Raw genomic sequence first — 17,106 nt, 5'->3', positions numbered from 1 at the left:
TGAAAGAGTTACTTCTCTTCGGCGGCAGGAGCCGCTTCGGGGGCCGCAACCTCAGCCGTCTCTTCAGTCTCCGGCTTCATCGCCGCCGAACCGGCAATGGTCGCGATGGTGAAGTCGCGATCGGAGATGACCGGCTTGACGCCAGCCGGCAGCTTGACCGCCGAGATATGGATCGAATCGCCGATGTCGGCGCCGGTGAGATCGACGGTGATGAATTCCGGGATCGCATTGGCCGGGCAGTGGAACTCGACCTCGTGACGCACGATGTTGAGCACGCCGCCGCGCTTGATGCCGGGCGACTTGTCTTCATTGATGAAGTGGACAGGCACGTCGACATTGACTTCCGTGTCCTTGCCGATGCGCAGGAAATCCACATGCATCGGGAAGTCCTTGACCGGGTCGAGCTGGAAGTCCTTCGGCAGGACCTGGATCTTCTTGCCGTCGACATCGATCGTGGCGACCGTGGTCAGGAACCCGCCGCCATGGATCTTGTAGAAGATGTCCTTGTAGGTGAGCGCGATCGCCAGGGGAGGCTGCTTGTCACCGTAAATTACTGCAGGCACTTTACCGTTGCGGCGAACTGCTCGGGCGGACCCCTTACCGACCTGTTCGCGCGCTTCGGCCTTGAGCTCGTAAGTATCGTGGCTCATGGCTTTTCCTTTCGCGTGTTATGGAGCGCCTACGGTTGGCGATGTGCCAGGCCGCAAACGTCGAAAGCCGCCGGACCTCGATGTCCGAATGCCGGAAACCGCAGCGAGCGGATCTTTGTTCGGGATCACAAGGGGAAGGCAGCCTTCCGCCGCGTTGCCTCCAAGGGTGTCTACGCGGGTGGCGGCTCTATAGCGGAAGGTGGTCCCAGGTGCAAGCGGCGGCCGAAGAGCCGTCGCTACCGGTCGCCGCTCAACGCATCGCGCAGTGCCTGGACCTGCCGGTTCAGGGCGTCGAGTTCGGCCAGCGTCATGCCCGAGCGCTCGATCAGGGTCTCGTTCAGGCAATTGCACTGGACGAGCAGCTTGCGGCCGGCGGATGTCAGGTCGACCTGTACCTGGCGCTCGTCGGCCTGATTGCGCTGGCGGGTCACCACGCCAGCCTGTTCCATACGCTTGACCAGCGGCGTGACGGTGCTCGATTCCAGAGCGAGCCTGTGCGCGATCGCGCCGACCGACATGCCGTCGGCCTCGCCCAACGCGTTGAGTACGAGATATTGCGGATAGGTGATGCCCATCTCGTCCAGCATCGGCTTGTAGGTGCGGTTGATCGCCATGCTGGTGGCGTAGAGCGTGAAACAGAGCTGATTGTCCAACGGGAGAGGCACGACGCAGTCCTTTGCCGATTAAGCGCCTCAAGTATGTACCACGAGAAATGATATCGCGATATATATTTTTTGTGGACACGGGGATCAAGCTGCGTTAGCAATATTGATATCGCGATATTGTTTATCGCGACACCAAATTTAACGGAGATTGAGATGACCTCGCAGACCAAATCAGGCTCAGGCAGCGGCACGATCACCACCAAGGACGGCACGCAGATCTATTACAAGGACTGGGGAACCGGTCAGCCTATCGTCTTCCATCACGGCTGGCCGTTGAGCAGCGACGACTGGGACGCCCAGATGCTCTTCTTCCTGGCACAGGGCTACCGCGTCATCGCCCATGACCGCCGCGGCCACGGCCGCTCGACCCAAACAGATGTCGGCAACGAGATGGACACCTACGCCGCCGACGTGGCTGAACTTGCCGCGCATCTCGACCTCAAGGATGCCATCCATGTCGGCCATTCGACCGGCGGCGGCGAGGTGGCGCGCTATGTCGCCCAGTATGGAGCGGGCGGACGCGTCGCCAAGGCAGCGTTGCTCGGCGCGGTGCCGCCGATCATGCTCAAGACGCCGGCCAATCCCGGCGGCCTTCCCATCGAGGTGTTCGACGGCTTCCGCTCCGGCGTCGCCGCCAACCGCGCCCAGCTTTACGTGGATGTTCCCACCGGCCCGTTCTACGGTTTCAACCGTCCGGGCGCCGAGGTTTCGCAGGGTGTTATCGACAACTGGTACCGCCAGGGCATGATGGGCGGCACCAAGGCGCACTACGATTGCATCAAGGCCTTCTCGGAGACCGACTTCACCGAGGACCTCAAAAAGATCGACGTGCCGGTGCTGGTCATGCATGGCGATGACGACCAGATCGTTCCGATCGCCGACTCGGCGCTGTTGACCATCAAGCTGCTCAAGAAGGGCGAGCTCAAGATCTACAAGGGTTTTCCGCACGGCATGGCCACGACCCACGCCGCAATCATCAACGCCGACCTGCTGGCCTTCTTCAAGGCCTGAAACCTTTCCGCCTGAACGAAAAAGGCACCCGCCATGTGGCGGGTGCCTTTGCCTGGACACAGCCCGGATGATTTAAGCGGCTGCTTGCGCCTTGCGGGCTTGCTTCATGTTGGGCAGGAACACCGTCAGCAGCCCCAAGAACGGCAGGTAGGAGCAGATCTGGAAGACGAAATCGATGCCCTTCATGTCGGCGACGACGCCAAGTACGGCGGCCGCGATGCCGCCGACGCCGAAGGCGAAGCCGAAGAAGATGCCGGCGATCGTGCCGACGCGGCCCGGCACCAGTTCCTGCGCGAAGACGACGATGTTGGAGAAGGCCGACGACAGGATGAGGCCGATCAGCACGGTCAGCACCATCGTCCATTCCAGGTTGGCGTAGGGGAGCGCCAGCGTGAAGGGCAGCACGCCGACGATCGAGAACCAGATCATCGCCTTTTGTCCATAGCGGTCGCCGAACGGACCGCCGAGCAGGATGCCCAGCGCCGAGGAGCCAAGGAAGAGGAACAGCATGACCTGCGACATCTGCACCGAAACGCCGAACTTATGGATGGAGTAGAAGGTGTAGTAGCTGGCGAGGCTGGCGATGTAGGCGTTCTTGGTCAGCACCAGCAAGGTCAGCACCGCCAAGGCCCACATAACTTTGCGGCGCGGGAAGGGCGAGACGAAGCTTGCCGTCTTGCGATTGCCTTGCGCGGCGCGCAGACGGCTGTACCAGCCGCCGACCTGCCACAGGATGACGATGCCGATCAGCGAGCCGACGGCGAACCAGGCGATGCTGGTCTGGCCGAAGGGCACGACGATGAAGGCGGCGAGCAACGGGCCCATGGACTGGCCGAAATTGCCGCCGACCTGGAACAGCGACTGCGCCAGGCCGAACCGGCCGCCGGAAGCGAAGCGGGCGATGCGCGAGGATTCCGGATGGAAGATCGCCGAACCGATGCCGATCAGCGAGGCGCCGATCAGCAGCAGGTAGTAGTGCCCGGCATAGGCCAGCACGACCAGGCCGATCAGCGAGGACGCCATGCCCCAGGGCAGCGAATAAGGCATCGGCCGCTTGTCGGTGACCGCGCCGATGATCGGCTGCAGTAGCGATGCCGTCACCTGGAAGGTGAAGGTCAACAGGCCGATCTGCCAGAAGTCGAGGCCGTAATTGTCTTTCAGAAGCGGATAAATGGCCGATAGCAGCGACTGCATGATGTCGTTGATGCAGTGGCACAGGCTCACCGCCAGGATGACGGTGAAGGCCGTCGCCTGGGCTGAAGCGTGACTGGCGGTCGCAGGCGGCGCGACGCTGGTGGCTGTCGTATCGGTCAAGATAGGCTCCGTAGTCTTTTTGGCGGGTTGTTCCCGCAGGCGACGTGGCGGGCGCTTCCCGCAGGCAGCCTTATAGTCCGGTTGCCAAGCGACTTCTTTCGTGGTTTGGTCCAATAGTTTCGCAAGTGGGCCATACCGAATGCCAAAAGCCAGGGAGATTTTCGGCGCCGGCCACACCGATCTCGGGCAATTGCACGGGCTGCGTTGGCAGTGGCTCGAGCAGGCGGTCGGGCCGGCGGTGGTGTTGCCGACGGAATATCCGGACGGCTACCACGTGCCGCACCACCACCACAGCCGCAGCCAGTTGCTGCATGCGCTGGTCGGTGTCGTGCTGGTGACGACGCGGCATGGGCGCTGGATGGTGCCGCCCGACCATGCGATGTGGATTCCGGCCGGTATCGAACATTCCGTCGAGATGCTGGGCGATGTGTCGATGCGCTCGGTCTATGTCATGCCGCAGGCGATCCCGGGCCTGCCGGAGGGCATGCGCGTCGTCGGCATCACCGACCTGATGCACAGCCTGATCGTGGAATCCGAGAAGCTGCCGCAAGGCGGCGAACTGGAGGGACGCGGCGGCCTGATCATGAACCTGCTCCTGCACGAGATCCCGCAATTGCCGGAGCGGCCGCTCGGCCTGCCGTTCCCGTCCGATCCCAGGCTGGCGGCGCTGTGCCGTCGCTTCGTCGCGGCCCCTTCGCCGCATGCGACGATCGACGAATGGGCCGACGCCGCTGGCATGAGCCGGCGCTCCTTCACGCGCGCCTTCCAGCGCCAGACCGGCCTGTCGCTGTCGACGTGGCGCCAGCAGGCCTGCCTGTTCGCGGCCTTGCCGAGGCTCGCCGATGGCGAGCCGATCACCAGGGTGGCGCTCGATCTCGGCTATGACAGCGTGCCGGCCTTCATCACTATGTTCAAGCGCATGCTCGGCTCCTCGCCGCGCGGCTATATGCGCGGCGCGCGCGACAATGGCGAAGCCATGCGGCGGACTCAGCCTCGACTCGAGGCTCCGGCACCCTGAGTTAATCCCGGGAACGGTGCTGCGCCTGATCATGCAAAATCGGAGCACCCAAGCGTACGGCATCCTCTTCAGCCGGCCGGCCGCTGCGGAGAATCTATAGACTGTTACCTTTGCATCCGGTTCGAGGCGCTATCGATCCAACCGCCCCATCTGCCGCACCAGAAACTCGACGAACAACCTTGCCCGCACCGGCAACTGTCGGCCGAAGGCGTGCACTATATGCACGGGCATGGTCGGCAGTGGCATGTCGGGCACCACGCGCAGCAGGCGGCCGGCGTTGAGGTCTTCCTTCACGGCAAATTGCATGAGGTGAGCGATGCCGGCGCCGGCGAGTGCGGCGTGGCGGATGGCGCCACCGTCATCGGTGTCGAAGCGGCCGTCGGGCATGATTTCGGTACCATCGGCGAAAGTGACCGAGAGCGGCCGGCCGGACCTGATGTAGCGGATGAAATCGTGAGCCCGCAGATCCGCGATCGAGGCGGGAGTGCCTCGTCGCTGGAGATAGGCGGGGGCGGCGACCAGCAGGGTGGGCAGGCTGGCGATGCCGCGCGCGGTGAGGCCGGAATCCGTCAGCGCGCCGATGCGCACCGCCACATCATAGTTTTCCCGGATCAGGTCGGCGTGACGGTCGGTGACGTTGAGCTCCAGCTTCACCTCGGGCTGCTCGGTGAGGAACAGCTGTGCCCACGAGGCAATCAGGCCGCGGCCGAGTTCCACCGGGGCGGTCACGCGCAACAGCCCTCGCGCCGTGCCGGTGTTCTGGACGATATCCCCGGCATCGTCCAGCGCGCGTAGCAGTGGGGCCACGCGCTCGTAATAGGCGATGCCTTCGCTGGTCAGCCCCAGTTGCCGCGTCGAGCGCTGGATAAGTTTCGCGCCAAGCCGACGCTCCAATTTGGCGACGCTTTTCGACACGGCAGACGGGCTGGAGCCGATCAATCGGCTGGCGGCCTGGAAAGAGCCGGCATCCACCGTGCGCACGAAGGCGACAAGGCCGGCGGTTTTTTCGAGGATGGTGGTCATGTCGGCACATCGCTTGGCGAGACGGAATTGATTACGGAATTACAGGCAGGAAAGAAGGGCTATATATCGGACTAATATGAATTCCCAGCAATCTTAAATAGCTGCTCATCGTCAACACAAGGAGAGATTTGATGAGCAGTCTGAATGGCAAGGTCGCCATCGTCACCGGCGCTTCCAAGGGCATCGGCGCGGCAACAGCCAAAGCTTTGGGCGCGGCGGGCGCGGCCGTGGTGGTCAATTATGCCTCGTCGCGGGAAGGGGCCGAGCGTGTCGTCGCGGCAATCGAGGCGGGTGGCGGCCGCGCGGTTGCGGTGCAGGGCGATGTTGCCAAGATGGCCGATGTGCGTGGTCTGTTCGAAGCGGCCAAAACCACGTTCGGTGGCGTCGACATCCTGGTCAACAATGCCGGCGTGTTCGAGTTCGAGCCGCTGGAGGCGGTCACCGAGGCCGCTTTCCACCGCCAGTTCGACACCAATGTGCTGGGCGTCGTGCTGGCCACCCAGGAAGCGGCCAGGCATTTCGGGCCAACGGGCGGCAGCATTGTCAACATCAGTTCGGTCGCCAGCTTCAATCCGCAGCCGAATTCGGTGGTCTATGCCGCCACCAAAGCGGCCGTAGACTCGATCACGCTGTCAATGGCTCGCGAGCTCGGCCACCGCCACATCCGCGTCAATTCGATCGCGCCGGGCGGCGTCGACACCGAAGGGCTACAGCGCATCGGCATCGTTGGTAGCGAACACGAAAAGGCGCTGGTGGCGGTCACCCCGCTCGGCCGCTTCGGCCAGTCGGAGGATATTGCCAAGGTGGCGGTGTTTTTAGCCTCCGACGAGGCGGGATGGGTGAGCGGCGAGCGCATCACGGCCGCGGGCGGGTGGCGGTAGATTTCCGGCGCAGCGCGCTCGGCGGCGATCCGACGACGCGCTTGAAGGCGCGGCTGAAGGCGGCTTCCGATTCATAGCCGAGCCGATCGGCCACTTGCGCGACGCTCAGCCGTTCCGTCTGCAGCCAGGCGGCGGCGCGGCGCATGCGCCAGCGGGTGAGGTACTGGCCCGGCGACAGGCCGAGCAGCGCGGTGAAGCGTTCGGAGAAGGTCGAGCGCGAGGCGCCGGCGACGCCGGCCAGCGCTTCGACCGACCATGGACGGCCGGGCTCGCGGTGGATCGCGGCCAGGGCCTGGCCGATGCGGGCGTCACGGATGGCGGCCGACCAGCCTTGCGTGGCGTCGTCGCAACTGGCCTCGACCCAGGACCGCAGCAGCCGCGTGATCAGCACATCGCCAAGCCGGATCAGCACCGTCGCCGAGCCCATGCGCTGCTCGGCGATCTCGTCGGCCATGGCGTCGAGAAGCATCGGCAGCATCGGGTCCATGCCCTTCGCCGCGTGAACGACGAGTGCCGGGGGCATCAGCGTCAGCAGCGGATGCATCACAGGCTCGGCGAAGTCGACGCCGCAGCACACCATCACAGCCGACAAGGCAGCCTGGCCGATCTTCAGCCGATAGATGTGGTCGCCGATCTCTTCACGCGGGAAATCCGACAGGGGGCGTGCGCGGCGGCTCGGATGGTCCGAGACGATGTGGCTTGCCCCGCCCGGAAGCAGCGCGGCATCACCCTTCACCAGCTTCAGCGGCGGCCGCCCCTGCGGGCGCAGCCAGCACTCGCCGCTGATGACGAAATGGACGCGCAGCATGGCATTGCCCGGCACGCTCACCGCCCATGGTCTGGACAGGCCGCAATAGCCGTATTCGACGCCTGAAATGCGTAGATCCTGCAGCACTTCGCTCAACGGGTCGCGTTCGGAGGCGAAGGCCGATGTGGACAGATTATCAAGCATGGCCGGAAAATTAACACCGTTCCTCCGGAAGGCTCAAGCAACTTCGATGGCATATCGGACGAACGGCAAGAAATTCCGGCCAAACCAGCATGGAAAACACGGTTGCCATCCCCGATGGTCAGCGCCTTGAAGACCGCATTGGAGTTGGTGTGCAGACATGAAAAAGATTGGCATCGGGATCGTCGGGGCAAGTTCCAGGCGTGGTTGGGTGGGCGTGGCGCATCTGCCGGCGCTGAGGGGCCTGGACGCATTCGAAATCCGTGGGGTCAGCACCACGCGGCAGGAGACGGCGGATGCCACGGCGCGCGCTTTGGGCGCGGGCCTTGCCTTCGACAACCACCGGGACCTGGTGTCGCGGCCCGAGATCGACCTTGTTGTGGTCGGCGTCAAGGTGACCGAACACCACGAGATTGCGTCCGATGCAATCGCCAGGGGAAAGCATGTCTATTGCGAGTGGCCGCTCGGCCGCAATCTCACTGAAGCGATCGATCTCGAGCGCAAGGCGGCGAAAGCGGGCGTGAAAACCGTCATCGGGCTGCAAGGGCATTTCAGCCCGGCGGTGCATCTCGCCCGCGACCTGATCGGGCAGGGCTTTATCGGCGAGCCGGTCAGCACCAACATCAGGGGTTTTGCGCCTGACGATGTCTGGGCCGGGCGCATGGATCCGCATTACGAATTCATGGCGCACAAGAACAATGGCGCCACGCTGCAGGCGGTTGTGCTGGGCCATGCGCTGGAGATGCTGGTTTCGGTGCTTGGCGAGGTCGATGCGCTTTCGGCACAGCTCAAGATACGCGGCGAGGTGATCCGCCTGAGCGATGGCCAGCCGGTCCCGGCCGACATGCCTGAAGAGGTGCTGGTTAATGCCACCGTCGACCGCGGCGTCGCGGCGTCCATCCACTACAGCGCCGGCCCATCGCGTGGACGCGACTTCGTGTGGGAGATCAGGGGACGAGAGGGCAGCCTCGTGCTCGAGGCGCGGAGCGGTTACGCCAACATGGCTGACCTCGCGATCAGCGGGCAAAGGGGAAGCGATGGCTTCGCCCCGATCGCGATACCGCAGGCCTACAGGCACCGCATCGACGGATTGGCCGGGCCGCCGGCCAATGTCGCGCGGCTTTATGCGCAACTCGCCCGCGACCTTGCTTCGGGAACCGCTCTGGTGCCGGATTTCGCGACAGCGGTGAGGCGTCATCGCGTCATCGACGCCATCGAACGCGCCGACGAGACCGGCGAACGGCAGCGGATCATCAGTTGAATGCTCCTGCTCCGCGTCCCTGCCGATCGCTGGAGTGGCGCTTGATCTCGGGCCTATGGAGAAATTCCAGGAAAGCGCGAAAGCGGTTCCTGGAATTGCATGATCGGCATCTGCTGCTCCTCCATTGTTTGGAGGGCAACAGCCATGGCAAGCGCGTAAGGAAATCTCGCTCGCGGCACGATGCAGGCGATGGGCGGGAAAGGGGCGTCCCGGTTCAGTCGAACAGGCTCGACACCGATTCCTCGGTTGCCGTGCGCGAGATCGCCTCGCCCATCAGGTCGGCGATCGAGATGACGCGGATGTTGGGCGCGTCGAGCACGCCTTGCGTCGGCTGGATGGAATCGGTGATCACCAGTTCCTGCAGCTTCGAGCCGCTGATGCGGGCAACCGCGCCGCCCGACAGCACGCCGTGGGTGATGTAGGCGGTGACGCTGGTGGCGCCGTTGGCGAGCAGCGCATCGGCGGCATTGCACAGCGTGCCGCCGGAATCGACGATATCGTCGATCAAAAGGCAATCCTTGCCGGCCACCGCGCCGATGATGTTCATGACTTCCGATTCGCCCGGACGCTCGCGGCGCTTGTCGACGATGGCGAGCTGTGCGTCGAAGCGCTTGGCCAGCGCGCGGGCGCGCACCACGCCGCCAATATCGGGCGACACCACCACGACATTGCCGAGCTGCTTGTATTTCGCCTTCACGTCGCGGGCCATCACCGGCACCGAGAACAGATTGTCGGTCGGAATGTCGAAGAAACCCTGGATCTGGCCGGCATGGAGATCCAGCGTCAAAACCCGGTCGACACCGGCGCGTGTGATCATGTTGGCGACCAGCTTGGCCGAGATCGGCGTGCGCCCGGAAGCGCGGCGGTCCTGCCTGGCATAGCCGAAATAGGGGATAACCGCCGTGATGCGCTTGGCCGAGGAGCGCATGAAGGCGTCGATCATGATGAGCAGTTCCATCAGGTGATCGTTGGTCGGGAACGAGGTCGACTGCAGGATGAAGACATCCTCGCCGCGCACATTCTCCTGGATTTCGACGAAGATTTCCTGGTCGGCGAAGCGCCTGACACTGGCCTTGCCCAGCGGGATGTTGAGATAGCGAGCGACCGCTTCGGCCAGCACCCTGTTGGAATTGCCTGCGAAGAGTTTCATGCACCGTTCCTGGTGGAGGAGGGAGAGCCCCAACAGACTCTCCTGCGCCTTTTAACCGGGCTTTTAGCGGCCCGCGCGGCTATTGCAAGCGCCGTGATCGCGAATCCGCCGGCTAAGCCTAAGAAAGCTGTTCGGCATCACCGGCTGGCAACACCTCAACTCGCCTTGCCGCTGAGAAAGGCCGCAAACTGATCGATGGTCTGGTCGGCGATCGCCTGCATGGTGGCTGGCGAGACCGACTTCCAGCTGTCGGCCGCACTGCCGCCGGAACCGGTCGAAGGCGCCTTCATCTGGCCGTTGATGCGGTGCAGCCGGTTGCCGGAGGGGTCGTAGACGTCCCAGACATAGATGACGGTGGTGTCCTTGCCCTCCGTCATCGTCGAGAAGTAACCCTTGAGCACATGGGTCGCGGTCTGGTCCTGGCTGCCGGCCAGAGTGATGCCGCGCTGCTTGGCGCGTGTCTGCAGTTCCGCCGTCAGCGGCGTGGCGGCGTCCACCGAAGCGCCGACGATCGGCGCGATCTGCAGCCGGGTCTTCGACAGGATCGCGGCGGCCTGGGCGGAGGTGACGGGCGAGGCGGCGGGTGCGCCCGCGGTCGTGGAGGCCGGCGCGGCCGTCGATGGCGGGGGGGCGGGAACGGTCGCGGCGGCGCTGCCCTGCGTGGCGGGTGCTGGCTGTGCCGAGGCTGCCGGCGGGGTGATGGCGGAGGGTTCGAGAACGTCCTTTGCGTTGGTGCAGGCAGTCAAAGCCAATGCCACAAGCAATGACACGGTCGTCAGGTGCGATCGTCTCATTTGCCTTCTAACTCCTTGGCGAAGAACGCCTCCCATTATGGATTCACTGCACGATCAAGTCGAGATCATGGCGGGACAGCGGCTTCGGCTGGGATTCGGTGGTCAGGTAGGTGCGGCCAAGCGTCATCGCCGTCTCGGTCTCGGAATCCATGATGATCATGTGGGCAAACAGCGTCATGTTCGGCGCGATCGGCTCGGGATTGCCCTGATAGAACATCGGCATGTCCATCCAGGACGGCGTGAAGCGGGCGCCGACCGAATAGCCGCAGGCGTTCAGCCGATGCTTGGTCAGGCCGTGCGATTCCATGGTGCGGGCGTGGGCGTCGAACACGTCGCCGAAGGTGTTCGCGGGCGTCATCGCCTTTTCGACGGCCAGGAGTGCGGCGCGTGCGGCGTCGAACAGCTCCTGATGGCGCTTGGAGACCTTGCCGGTCAGCACGGTACGCATCATCGGCGCATGGTAGTGATGGAAGACGCCGGCCCATTCGAGCGTCAGCTGGTCGTTCTTGGTGAGCTTGCGGCGGCCGGCCTTGTAACGGCACAGCAGCGCATCGACGCCGGAGCCGATGATGAACTCGTTGGCCGGGTAGTCGCCGCCGCCGGCGAAGACCGCGCCCTGCATGGCGGCCAGGATCAGGGCCTCGTCGCCGCCCTGCTTGATCAGCGGCAGGGCCGCGTCCAGCGCGTCGTCGGAGAGATTGGCGGCCTTTTCCGCCTTGGCGACCTCGGCCGGGCTCTTGAACAGGCGCAGCCGGCCGACGATGCCGGAGGCATCGGCGATCTGGCCGAAGGTCTGCAACTGCTCGTCCAGGCGGCGGCCATTATAGGCGGTGAGGCCGTGGGTGTCGTATTCGACGCCGATGCGGGCGCCGAGCAGGTCGAGTTCGTTGAGCAGGTTGCGCAGGTCGACCGCCGGATTGGCGCCGTCGCGGTCGGTCCACAGCACGATGTTGTCGATGATCGAGGTGTTGCGCGCCTGGCGAAGGTCCGCCGAGCGCGTCAGAAGCACCATGGAGCCGTCGGCCTTCACCACCAGGCACTGGAAGAAGCAGAAGCCGAACGTGTCGTAGCCGGTCAGCCAGTACATGCTTTCCTGCGCGAACAGCAGCATGGCGTCGAGCTTCTTTTCGGCCATCTCGATCATCAGCCGGTCGCGCCGCGCGTCGAATTCCGATCGTTCAAAATGCAGCGCCATTATATCTTCTCCAAAACGATTGCCGAAACCTGCCGGCCATAATCGGGCTCCTTGCGGTGCGTGGTGCGCCGGTAGGAGTAAAACAGATCTTCCTCGGCATAGGTACAGCGGCCGAGACCCTCGGCCGTCACGCCGCCCCTGGCCAGCCGGTCGACCGTGTAACTGGCGAGGTCGAACATCGAATGGCCGGCATGTGCCGAAGGCACGAAATACCGGGCATTTTCGCTGTCGGCCTCGACGAAGCGGGCGACGAATTCCGGCCCCACTTCGTAATTGTCGGGGCCGATCGAAGGGCCGAGCACGGCGATGATGTTTTCGCGACGGGCGCCGAGGCTCTCCATGGCGGCAATGGTGTTTTCGAGCACGCCGGTGAAAGCGCCTTTCCAGCCGGCATGCGCCGCGCCGATGATGCGCGCGCCGGCATCCGCGAACAGAACCGGGCCGCAATCGGCGGTCGAGGCGCCGATGGCGATGCCGGGCCGGTCGGTGACGATGGCATCGGCCTTGGGCCGCTCGCCCGCGAATGGTTCCCTGGCGATGACGACGTCGGGCGAATGGATCTGCCAGGCGGTCAGGAGATGGCTTGCGGGCACGCCCATCCAGTCGGCGACACGGGCCCGGTTCTCGGCCACCAGCGCCTGGTCGTCATCCGACCCGGTGCCGATGTTGAGGCCCTGGTAGATGCCGGTGGAGACGCCGCCATTGCGGGTGAAATAGCCGTGGCGGATGCCTTGTGCCTGCGCCTTGTCCAGCAGCGGCGACCGAACGGGATCCGGTTTGGTCTGATTGAGCATGTGGGCGTTGTTGTCCGTGTGGGCGGTTTCGTCAAGGAAAAGCAGCCGGCGGTCCGGCCGCTCTCTTACCGGACGGGAGATTGGGAGGGGCAGCGGCAAAAAGTCAATCCGCCGTGGCGAAGGGCCTGACGGAGATACCACGTGGCATGACGGCAAGCACCTTGAACAACTCGCCCATCGCTTGCGGGCCGGCGAGGCGCTCGACGGCATTGGATATCCTGTCGCGTGCCGCCTGGCCGGCATCGGCGCCCAGCTGGCCGGCGCGCTCCAGAATGCCCATCCCGAGCAGGAAATTGCCCTGCGTCGACAGATGGGCGTCGAGACCATGCGCGCGCACGACTGCCGCAAGAGCGGCGAAATCGACATGCGAGGTGAGGTCGGCCTCGCCGGGATTGGCCAGCACATCTTCATGATTGTGCCGGCGCAAGGCCTGCAGCGTGTCGCCGATACCAGGCCGCAGATGGCCGTAGTCGGGGAATAGTCCGGCGCCGCCGTCGCTGGCCATGCGCTCGGCGATGGCCGCCATCAGTGCGGTGCGGGCGGGCGCGACTTCGACGATCGCGCCTCGCGGCGCGTCGCCCGCATCCCTGGGCAGCAGCGTCGGGTCGACCGAGCCGGCGCCGGCGAAGAAGCAGAGATTGCCGGCCTCGTCCAGGCCGACCATGCGCTCGCGCCATTCGGCGCCGGCGCGGACGAACTGGCGGATGGGCACGGCATCGAACAATTCGTTGCCGACGATCAGCAGCGGCTGCCGCGGCAGCGTGTCGATGATCTCGTGCCAGGAAACATCGAATGGTGTCTCGCCGAGCGTCTGTTTCTGGACTTCCGTCAGGCGCGGGCTGGTCTCGACCATGGCGAAGGCGGCGCCATCGGCCAAGGCCGGATCGAGCCGCGACAAGGTGCGCAGCATGTCCTTCATCAGCGTGCCGCGGCCGGGGCCGATCTCGGCGATGGTGACCGGCATCGGCCGGCCGATTGCTGTCCAGGCCTGGTAAAGCCAGACGGCGACGAGCTCGCCGAACATCTGGCTGATCTCCGGCGCGGTGATGAAGTCGCCGGCCGCGCCGAACGGTTCGCGGGTCGTGTAGTAACCGTCGCGCGGATCGAACAGGCACAGCGCCATGTATTCGTTGACGGGCATCGGGCCCACCGCCTCGATCAGGTCGACGATGCGGGATTTCAGTCGCGTCATGTCACCTGCGGTTGTGCTTGGGTCACCGGCTTGGCTGTCGCCATCGCCCAAATGCCGGCCAGCACCATCGGCGTCGACAGGATCATGCCCATGGTCAGCCAGTTGGTGCCGAGGAGATAGCCGAGCTGCTGGTCGGGTTCGCGGAAGAACTCGACAAAGATGCGCGACAGGCCGTAGCCGCAGATGAAGGCGCCGCCGACAAAGCGCGGCGTCTTCAGCTTGAGACGCGAATGGGTGAGGATGCGCAGCACGACAAACAGCACCAGGCCTTCGAGCAGGGCCTCGTAGAGCTGGCTCGGATGGCGGGTGAACGGACCGCCATTGGGGAATTCGATCGCCCAGGGCACATCGGTGGGCCGCCCCCAGAGTTCGGAGTTGATGAAGTTGGCGACACGCACGAGGCCGAGGCCGACCGGCACGCCGGCTGCCACGACATCGAACAGCGACCATGTGCGGATGCCGCGCTTCATGGAAAACAGCGTCATGGCGAGGATGACGCCGAGCAGGCCGCCATGGAAGGACATGCCGCCTTGCCAGACGGCGAAGATATCGACCGGATGGGCGATATAGCGCGCCAGGTCATAGAACAGGACATAGCCGGTGCGGCCGCCCAGAACCACGCCGATGGCCGCCCAGACGATGAAATCGTCGAGATCCTCCGGCTTCATCGGCAGGACGCCGTCGGGCCAGAGTTTCGGATTTGCCGCGAGCCGCTTGGCATACCACCAGGCAAACAGGATGCCGACGATGTAACCGATGCCGTACCAGTGCACCGCCAGCGGCCCGATCTGGACGAGGATCGGGTTGATGTTCGGGAAAGGCAGCGACGCCAGCGGCAGCAGGAAATATTCGTTCAACGGGTAGCTCTCGGTTGCGATCGGCGCGGACCATGCGGCAGGGTTTTGGCAGGGTCAAGGCAAGGTCACGGCCGTCCATGGTCCGTGAACAGGATCGCTCCCAGCTCCGTCGCCGGGTGGGCGTGCTCAACCCCTGGGCTTGGCGGACACCAGTTCACGCAAGGCGTCGTTGATCCTATCCTGCCAGCCGGGACCATCTTCCTGGAAATGATCGAGCACGGCCCGGTCGATCCTGATCGAGACAAGCTCGCGGACATTGGGAGCGGTGAAGGGTTCGCGAGGCGGGGCCGCGGCCGGCTTCTTGACCGGCTTGAAGACAGCTTCGGCGGCTTCCATCGCATTTGTCGGTCGGCGCGGGGGCGTTGCCATTGGGTGACCCTGATTGGAAGCGACTCATGCTCGATGCAGGTCGTGAGAAAAACAGCACACTACGCGAATTGACGCCATGCCGTACAGAAGGAGCCGTTCGAAAGCCGGTCCATGCTCGGGTATCGATCCGTCAGTTATCCGGGAACGGAATTGCTCTAAGGTCCATTGAGCCGTGCAGGATGTGCAATATCTCAACGGTTTCTACGCCAACGCGATAGAAAATCAGATAGTTGCCGTGAGGACGCCGCCGAATGCCGGAAGATCGATGGTGTTCAAAGAGTGGATATCGCTCCGGCATGGTGCGCAATTCCATACAATCGTGGCGCAATTCCTGCACGAATGTCGCGGCATGAAATGGGTTGTCCATCGCGATATAATCGCCAATGGCTTCAAGGTCCGCCTCCGCCTGATCGGTTAAGACCAGCCGCTTCACTTTTTGGCTGCCATTGCCTTGTACTTGGCCTCCAAGCGGTCAAACACTTCGTCAACCGCCTTTACGCGCCCAGCATCAGCGTCTGAAAGGCCTTTGGCGAGAGCTGCATCGAGAGCCGCAAGGCGTTTCTCGCGTTCTTCGACGAGGCGAACGCCTTCGCGCAGCACTTCGCTCTTCGAGTTGTATCGCCCTGTTTCGACAAGCTGGTTGACGATGTCTTCGAGCCGGGTGCCCAAATCCGCGCTAATGGCCATGGGGTTGCTCCTGCATATTCCCTCCAAAACAATAATAGTTATTGGCGCGGCTTACCAGTCGTTTGGCCGGTTGGCTCCGACGTGATGCCGCACCGGCCTCAACGTTCTTGCATTCGGCGCGCGGCACCACTAACTCAAATCAAGCAAGCGAGGATTTGCCATGTCGACCGGACCGAACCGCATTCTCGATGAATTCGCCAAGCTGATGACCGATGCCGCCGGTGCCGCTCAAGGTGTGCGGCGCGAGGTGGAGACGGCCTTCAAGGGCCAGGCGGAGCGTATCCTCAACTCCATGGATGTCGTGCAGCGCGAGGAGTTCGAGGCGGCGCGCGAGATGGCCGCCAAGGCGAGAGAAGAGAACGGCAGGCTTGCCGAGCGCATCGAGGCGCTCGAGGCCAGGATCGCCGAACTGACCGGTCAGGCCACACCTGCGGCTCCGGCGAAGCCCAAGCCGAAAAAATAATTCGTTAAACTTTTCCACAAAGCACCAGCCTGAAAATCGCTTTGCCGTGAATCGCTTACCGGCATTGCGTGACTCTTTGTGACAGGCACCTTTCCACATGCGAATGACGCAGTGCGAAAAATTGGGCTGTTCACGCGACTCCCGATCAATAGACTGAATTTGTTGCATGATTCGGAGCAGGGTCATGCCGCCGGGCGGTGGGGTCCGGTCTGGGGTCTTTGCGTTGAGAAGTCCCGGCCGTCCGAGTTCTAGACAAGATTGTTCGTCGTGTGTGCCCCGCGGAGCGTGTGGCGCTCCCCTGAACACAGGAAACATTCCATGGAACTTCTCGAACTCGAATTTTCCCGCGAAATCCATCCCGTGGATGTGATCGAGCAGGTGGCCCACAACAATGACTGGTCCTTCGAACGGGCCGGCGACGACGAAATCTCGATCTCGGTTGCCGGCAGCTGGACCGACTATCACGTCTCCTTCTCGTGGATGGAGGATTTCGAGGCGCTGCATCTGGCCTGCGCCTTCGACATCAAGGTGCCGGAAACCCGCACGCTGGAAGTGATGCGTTTGTTGTCGCTGATCAACGAACAGATGCTGTTCGGCCATTTCGACCTCTGGGAACAGGAAGGCGCCATCATGTTCCGACAGTCGCTGCTGCTTGCCGGCGGGGTCGAACCCTCGAGCCAGCAGGTCGAGGTGCTTTTGTCCTCGGCACTGGAAGCCTGCGAGTGCTACTTCCAGGCTTTCCAGTTCGTCGTCTGGTCGGGAACCTCGGCCAAGGACGCGCTCGCCGGCGTGCTGTTCGAGACCTTCGGCAACGCCTGAGCAAGACGCGTTCG

Annotated in this window: 20 protein-coding genes; 6 read left to right on the top strand and 14 right to left on the bottom strand. The window is 63.8% G+C overall.

Annotated features, from left to right (window positions below):
• Window positions 1-8 precede the first annotated feature (8 nt).
• Complete coding sequence (locus EN861_RS31260; protein ID WP_135867490.1) at window positions 9-650, bottom strand: 50S ribosomal protein L25/general stress protein Ctc; 642 nt, start codon at window positions 648-650, stop codon at window positions 9-11.
• 236 nt (window positions 651-886) lie between these two features.
• Window positions 887-1,315, bottom strand: a complete 429-nt coding sequence (locus EN861_RS31255; RefSeq protein ID WP_127278808.1) for a MarR family transcriptional regulator — start codon at window positions 1,313-1,315, stop codon at window positions 887-889.
• A 153-nt stretch (window positions 1,316-1,468) separates the two neighbouring features.
• On the opposite strand from EN861_RS31255, the gene EN861_RS31250 reads away from it, so the two are divergent.
• Window positions 1,469-2,326 carry an alpha/beta hydrolase gene (locus tag EN861_RS31250; protein ID WP_135867489.1) on the top strand — a complete coding sequence of 286 codons (858 nt, stop codon included), beginning with the start codon at window positions 1,469-1,471 and terminating at the stop codon, window positions 2,324-2,326.
• Between the two features lie 72 nt (window positions 2,327-2,398).
• Here the strand turns inward: EN861_RS31250 and EN861_RS31245 are convergent, their stop codons facing one another.
• The gene (locus EN861_RS31245; protein ID WP_189343780.1) at window positions 2,399-3,640 is read right to left on the bottom strand and encodes an MFS transporter; all 1,242 of its coding nucleotides are present in this window, start codon (window positions 3,638-3,640) and stop codon (window positions 2,399-2,401) included.
• 139 nt (window positions 3,641-3,779) lie between these two features.
• Between EN861_RS31245 and EN861_RS31240 the strand changes: the two genes are divergently transcribed.
• Window positions 3,780-4,658, top strand: a complete 879-nt coding sequence (locus EN861_RS31240; protein ID WP_135867488.1) for a helix-turn-helix transcriptional regulator — start codon at window positions 3,780-3,782, stop codon at window positions 4,656-4,658.
• Window positions 4,659-4,787: 129 nt separating this feature from the next.
• Here the strand turns inward: EN861_RS31240 and EN861_RS31235 are convergent, their stop codons facing one another.
• On the bottom strand, window positions 4,788-5,681 hold the full coding sequence (locus EN861_RS31235) for a LysR family transcriptional regulator (protein ID WP_135867487.1): 894 nt from the start codon (window positions 5,679-5,681) through the stop codon (window positions 4,788-4,790).
• A gap of 131 nt (window positions 5,682-5,812) precedes the next feature.
• On the opposite strand from EN861_RS31235, the gene EN861_RS31230 reads away from it, so the two are divergent.
• A complete protein-coding gene (locus tag EN861_RS31230) occupies window positions 5,813-6,562 on the top strand; it encodes a glucose 1-dehydrogenase (RefSeq protein WP_135867486.1) in 750 nt (249 codons plus the stop codon).
• Here EN861_RS31230 and EN861_RS31225 read toward each other — a convergent pair.
• Window positions 6,537-7,514: an AraC family transcriptional regulator gene (locus EN861_RS31225; protein WP_135867485.1), complete on the bottom strand. Its 978-nt coding sequence runs from the start codon at window positions 7,512-7,514 to the stop codon at window positions 6,537-6,539. The two genes, EN861_RS31230 and EN861_RS31225, sit on opposite strands and share 26 nt — an antisense overlap.
• 157 nt (window positions 7,515-7,671) lie before the next feature.
• Between EN861_RS31225 and EN861_RS31220 the strand changes: the two genes are divergently transcribed.
• Window positions 7,672-8,772 carry a Gfo/Idh/MocA family oxidoreductase gene (locus tag EN861_RS31220; RefSeq protein ID WP_135867484.1) on the top strand — a complete coding sequence of 367 codons (1,101 nt, stop codon included), beginning with the start codon at window positions 7,672-7,674 and terminating at the stop codon, window positions 8,770-8,772.
• Between the two features lie 214 nt (window positions 8,773-8,986).
• Here EN861_RS31220 and EN861_RS31215 read toward each other — a convergent pair whose 3' ends face one another.
• From EN861_RS31215 to EN861_RS31175, 9 genes are all read right to left on the bottom strand, one after another.
• On the bottom strand, window positions 8,987-9,922 hold the full coding sequence (locus EN861_RS31215; protein ID WP_019860650.1) for a ribose-phosphate pyrophosphokinase: 936 nt from the start codon (window positions 9,920-9,922) through the stop codon (window positions 8,987-8,989).
• 155 nt (window positions 9,923-10,077) lie between these two features.
• A complete protein-coding gene (locus EN861_RS31210; RefSeq protein WP_135867483.1) occupies window positions 10,078-10,716 on the bottom strand; it encodes a hypothetical protein in 639 nt (212 codons plus the stop codon).
• A gap of 43 nt (window positions 10,717-10,759) precedes the next feature.
• Window positions 10,760-11,911, bottom strand: coding sequence for a Xaa-Pro peptidase family protein (locus tag EN861_RS31205; RefSeq protein ID WP_127278812.1), 1,152 nt, complete (start codon window positions 11,909-11,911; stop codon window positions 10,760-10,762).
• Window positions 11,911-12,705, bottom strand: coding sequence for a peptidoglycan editing factor PgeF (gene pgeF, locus EN861_RS31200; protein ID WP_135867482.1), 795 nt, complete (start codon window positions 12,703-12,705; stop codon window positions 11,911-11,913). Before pgeF ends, EN861_RS31205 begins: the two co-directional genes overlap by 1 nt.
• Before the next feature lie 103 nt (window positions 12,706-12,808).
• Complete coding sequence (locus EN861_RS31195) at window positions 12,809-13,897, bottom strand: class I SAM-dependent methyltransferase (protein ID WP_135867481.1); 1,089 nt, start codon at window positions 13,895-13,897, stop codon at window positions 12,809-12,811.
• Window positions 13,894-14,754, bottom strand: coding sequence for a prolipoprotein diacylglyceryl transferase (gene lgt, locus EN861_RS31190; protein WP_135867480.1), 861 nt, complete (start codon window positions 14,752-14,754; stop codon window positions 13,894-13,896). Before lgt ends, EN861_RS31195 begins: the two co-directional genes overlap by 4 nt.
• A 126-nt stretch (window positions 14,755-14,880) precedes the next feature.
• On the bottom strand, window positions 14,881-15,123 hold the full coding sequence (locus EN861_RS31185) for a BrnA antitoxin family protein (RefSeq protein WP_135867479.1): 243 nt from the start codon (window positions 15,121-15,123) through the stop codon (window positions 14,881-14,883).
• Between the two features lie 130 nt (window positions 15,124-15,253).
• Window positions 15,254-15,556, bottom strand: a complete 303-nt coding sequence (locus EN861_RS31180; RefSeq protein ID WP_210235202.1) for a type II toxin-antitoxin system RelE/ParE family toxin — start codon at window positions 15,554-15,556, stop codon at window positions 15,254-15,256.
• A complete protein-coding gene (locus EN861_RS31175; protein WP_135867478.1) occupies window positions 15,553-15,810 on the bottom strand; it encodes a type II toxin-antitoxin system ParD family antitoxin in 258 nt (85 codons plus the stop codon). Before EN861_RS31175 ends, EN861_RS31180 begins: the two co-directional genes overlap by 4 nt.
• Window positions 15,811-15,970: 160 nt before the next feature.
• Between EN861_RS31175 and EN861_RS31170 the strand changes: the two genes are divergently transcribed.
• Window positions 15,971-16,273, top strand: coding sequence for an accessory factor UbiK family protein (locus EN861_RS31170; RefSeq protein WP_127280606.1), 303 nt, complete (start codon window positions 15,971-15,973; stop codon window positions 16,271-16,273).
• 318 nt (window positions 16,274-16,591) lie between these two features.
• Window positions 16,592-17,092, top strand: coding sequence for a YbjN domain-containing protein (locus EN861_RS31165; protein WP_027143347.1), 501 nt, complete (start codon window positions 16,592-16,594; stop codon window positions 17,090-17,092).
• The last annotated feature ends 14 nt before the right edge of the window (window positions 17,093-17,106 follow it).

The organism is Mesorhizobium sp. M8A.F.Ca.ET.218.01.1.1, from assembly GCF_004791165.1.
Taxonomy (GTDB): domain Bacteria; phylum Pseudomonadota; class Alphaproteobacteria; order Rhizobiales; family Rhizobiaceae; genus Mesorhizobium.
This window is presented reverse-complemented; position numbering and strand designations above follow the sequence as displayed.

What these genes read in the sequence shown, in the direction of transcription:
- EN861_RS31260 (WP_135867490.1), bottom strand. Translation starts at nt 650, where the DNA reads ATGAGCCACGATACTTACGAGCTCAAGGCCGAAGCGCGCGAACAGGTC.
- EN861_RS31250 (WP_135867489.1), top strand. Translation starts at nt 1,469, where the DNA reads ATGACCTCGCAGACCAAATCAGGCTCAGGCAGCGGCACGATCACCACC.
- EN861_RS31240 (WP_135867488.1), top strand. Translation starts at nt 3,780, where the DNA reads ATGCCAAAAGCCAGGGAGATTTTCGGCGCCGGCCACACCGATCTCGGG.
- EN861_RS31235 (WP_135867487.1), bottom strand. Translation starts at nt 5,681, where the DNA reads ATGACCACCATCCTCGAAAAAACCGCCGGCCTTGTCGCCTTCGTGCGC.
- EN861_RS31230 (WP_135867486.1), top strand. Translation starts at nt 5,813, where the DNA reads ATGAGCAGTCTGAATGGCAAGGTCGCCATCGTCACCGGCGCTTCCAAG.
- EN861_RS31225 (WP_135867485.1), bottom strand. Translation starts at nt 7,514, where the DNA reads ATGCTTGATAATCTGTCCACATCGGCCTTCGCCTCCGAACGCGACCCG.
- EN861_RS31220 (WP_135867484.1), top strand. Translation starts at nt 7,672, where the DNA reads ATGAAAAAGATTGGCATCGGGATCGTCGGGGCAAGTTCCAGGCGTGGT.
- EN861_RS31215 (WP_019860650.1), bottom strand. Translation starts at nt 9,922, where the DNA reads ATGAAACTCTTCGCAGGCAATTCCAACAGGGTGCTGGCCGAAGCGGTC.
- EN861_RS31210 (WP_135867483.1), bottom strand. Translation starts at nt 10,716, where the DNA reads ATGAGACGATCGCACCTGACGACCGTGTCATTGCTTGTGGCATTGGCT.
- EN861_RS31205 (WP_127278812.1), bottom strand. Translation starts at nt 11,911, where the DNA reads ATGGCGCTGCATTTTGAACGATCGGAATTCGACGCGCGGCGCGACCGG.
- pgeF (WP_135867482.1), bottom strand. Translation starts at nt 12,705, where the DNA reads ATGCTCAATCAGACCAAACCGGATCCCGTTCGGTCGCCGCTGCTGGAC.
- EN861_RS31195 (WP_135867481.1), bottom strand. Translation starts at nt 13,897, where the DNA reads ATGACGCGACTGAAATCCCGCATCGTCGACCTGATCGAGGCGGTGGGC.
- EN861_RS31185 (WP_135867479.1), bottom strand. Translation starts at nt 15,123, where the DNA reads ATGGCAACGCCCCCGCGCCGACCGACAAATGCGATGGAAGCCGCCGAA.
- EN861_RS31175 (WP_135867478.1), bottom strand. Translation starts at nt 15,810, where the DNA reads ATGGCCATTAGCGCGGATTTGGGCACCCGGCTCGAAGACATCGTCAAC.
- EN861_RS31170 (WP_127280606.1), top strand. Translation starts at nt 15,971, where the DNA reads ATGTCGACCGGACCGAACCGCATTCTCGATGAATTCGCCAAGCTGATG.
- EN861_RS31165 (WP_027143347.1), top strand. Translation starts at nt 16,592, where the DNA reads ATGGAACTTCTCGAACTCGAATTTTCCCGCGAAATCCATCCCGTGGAT.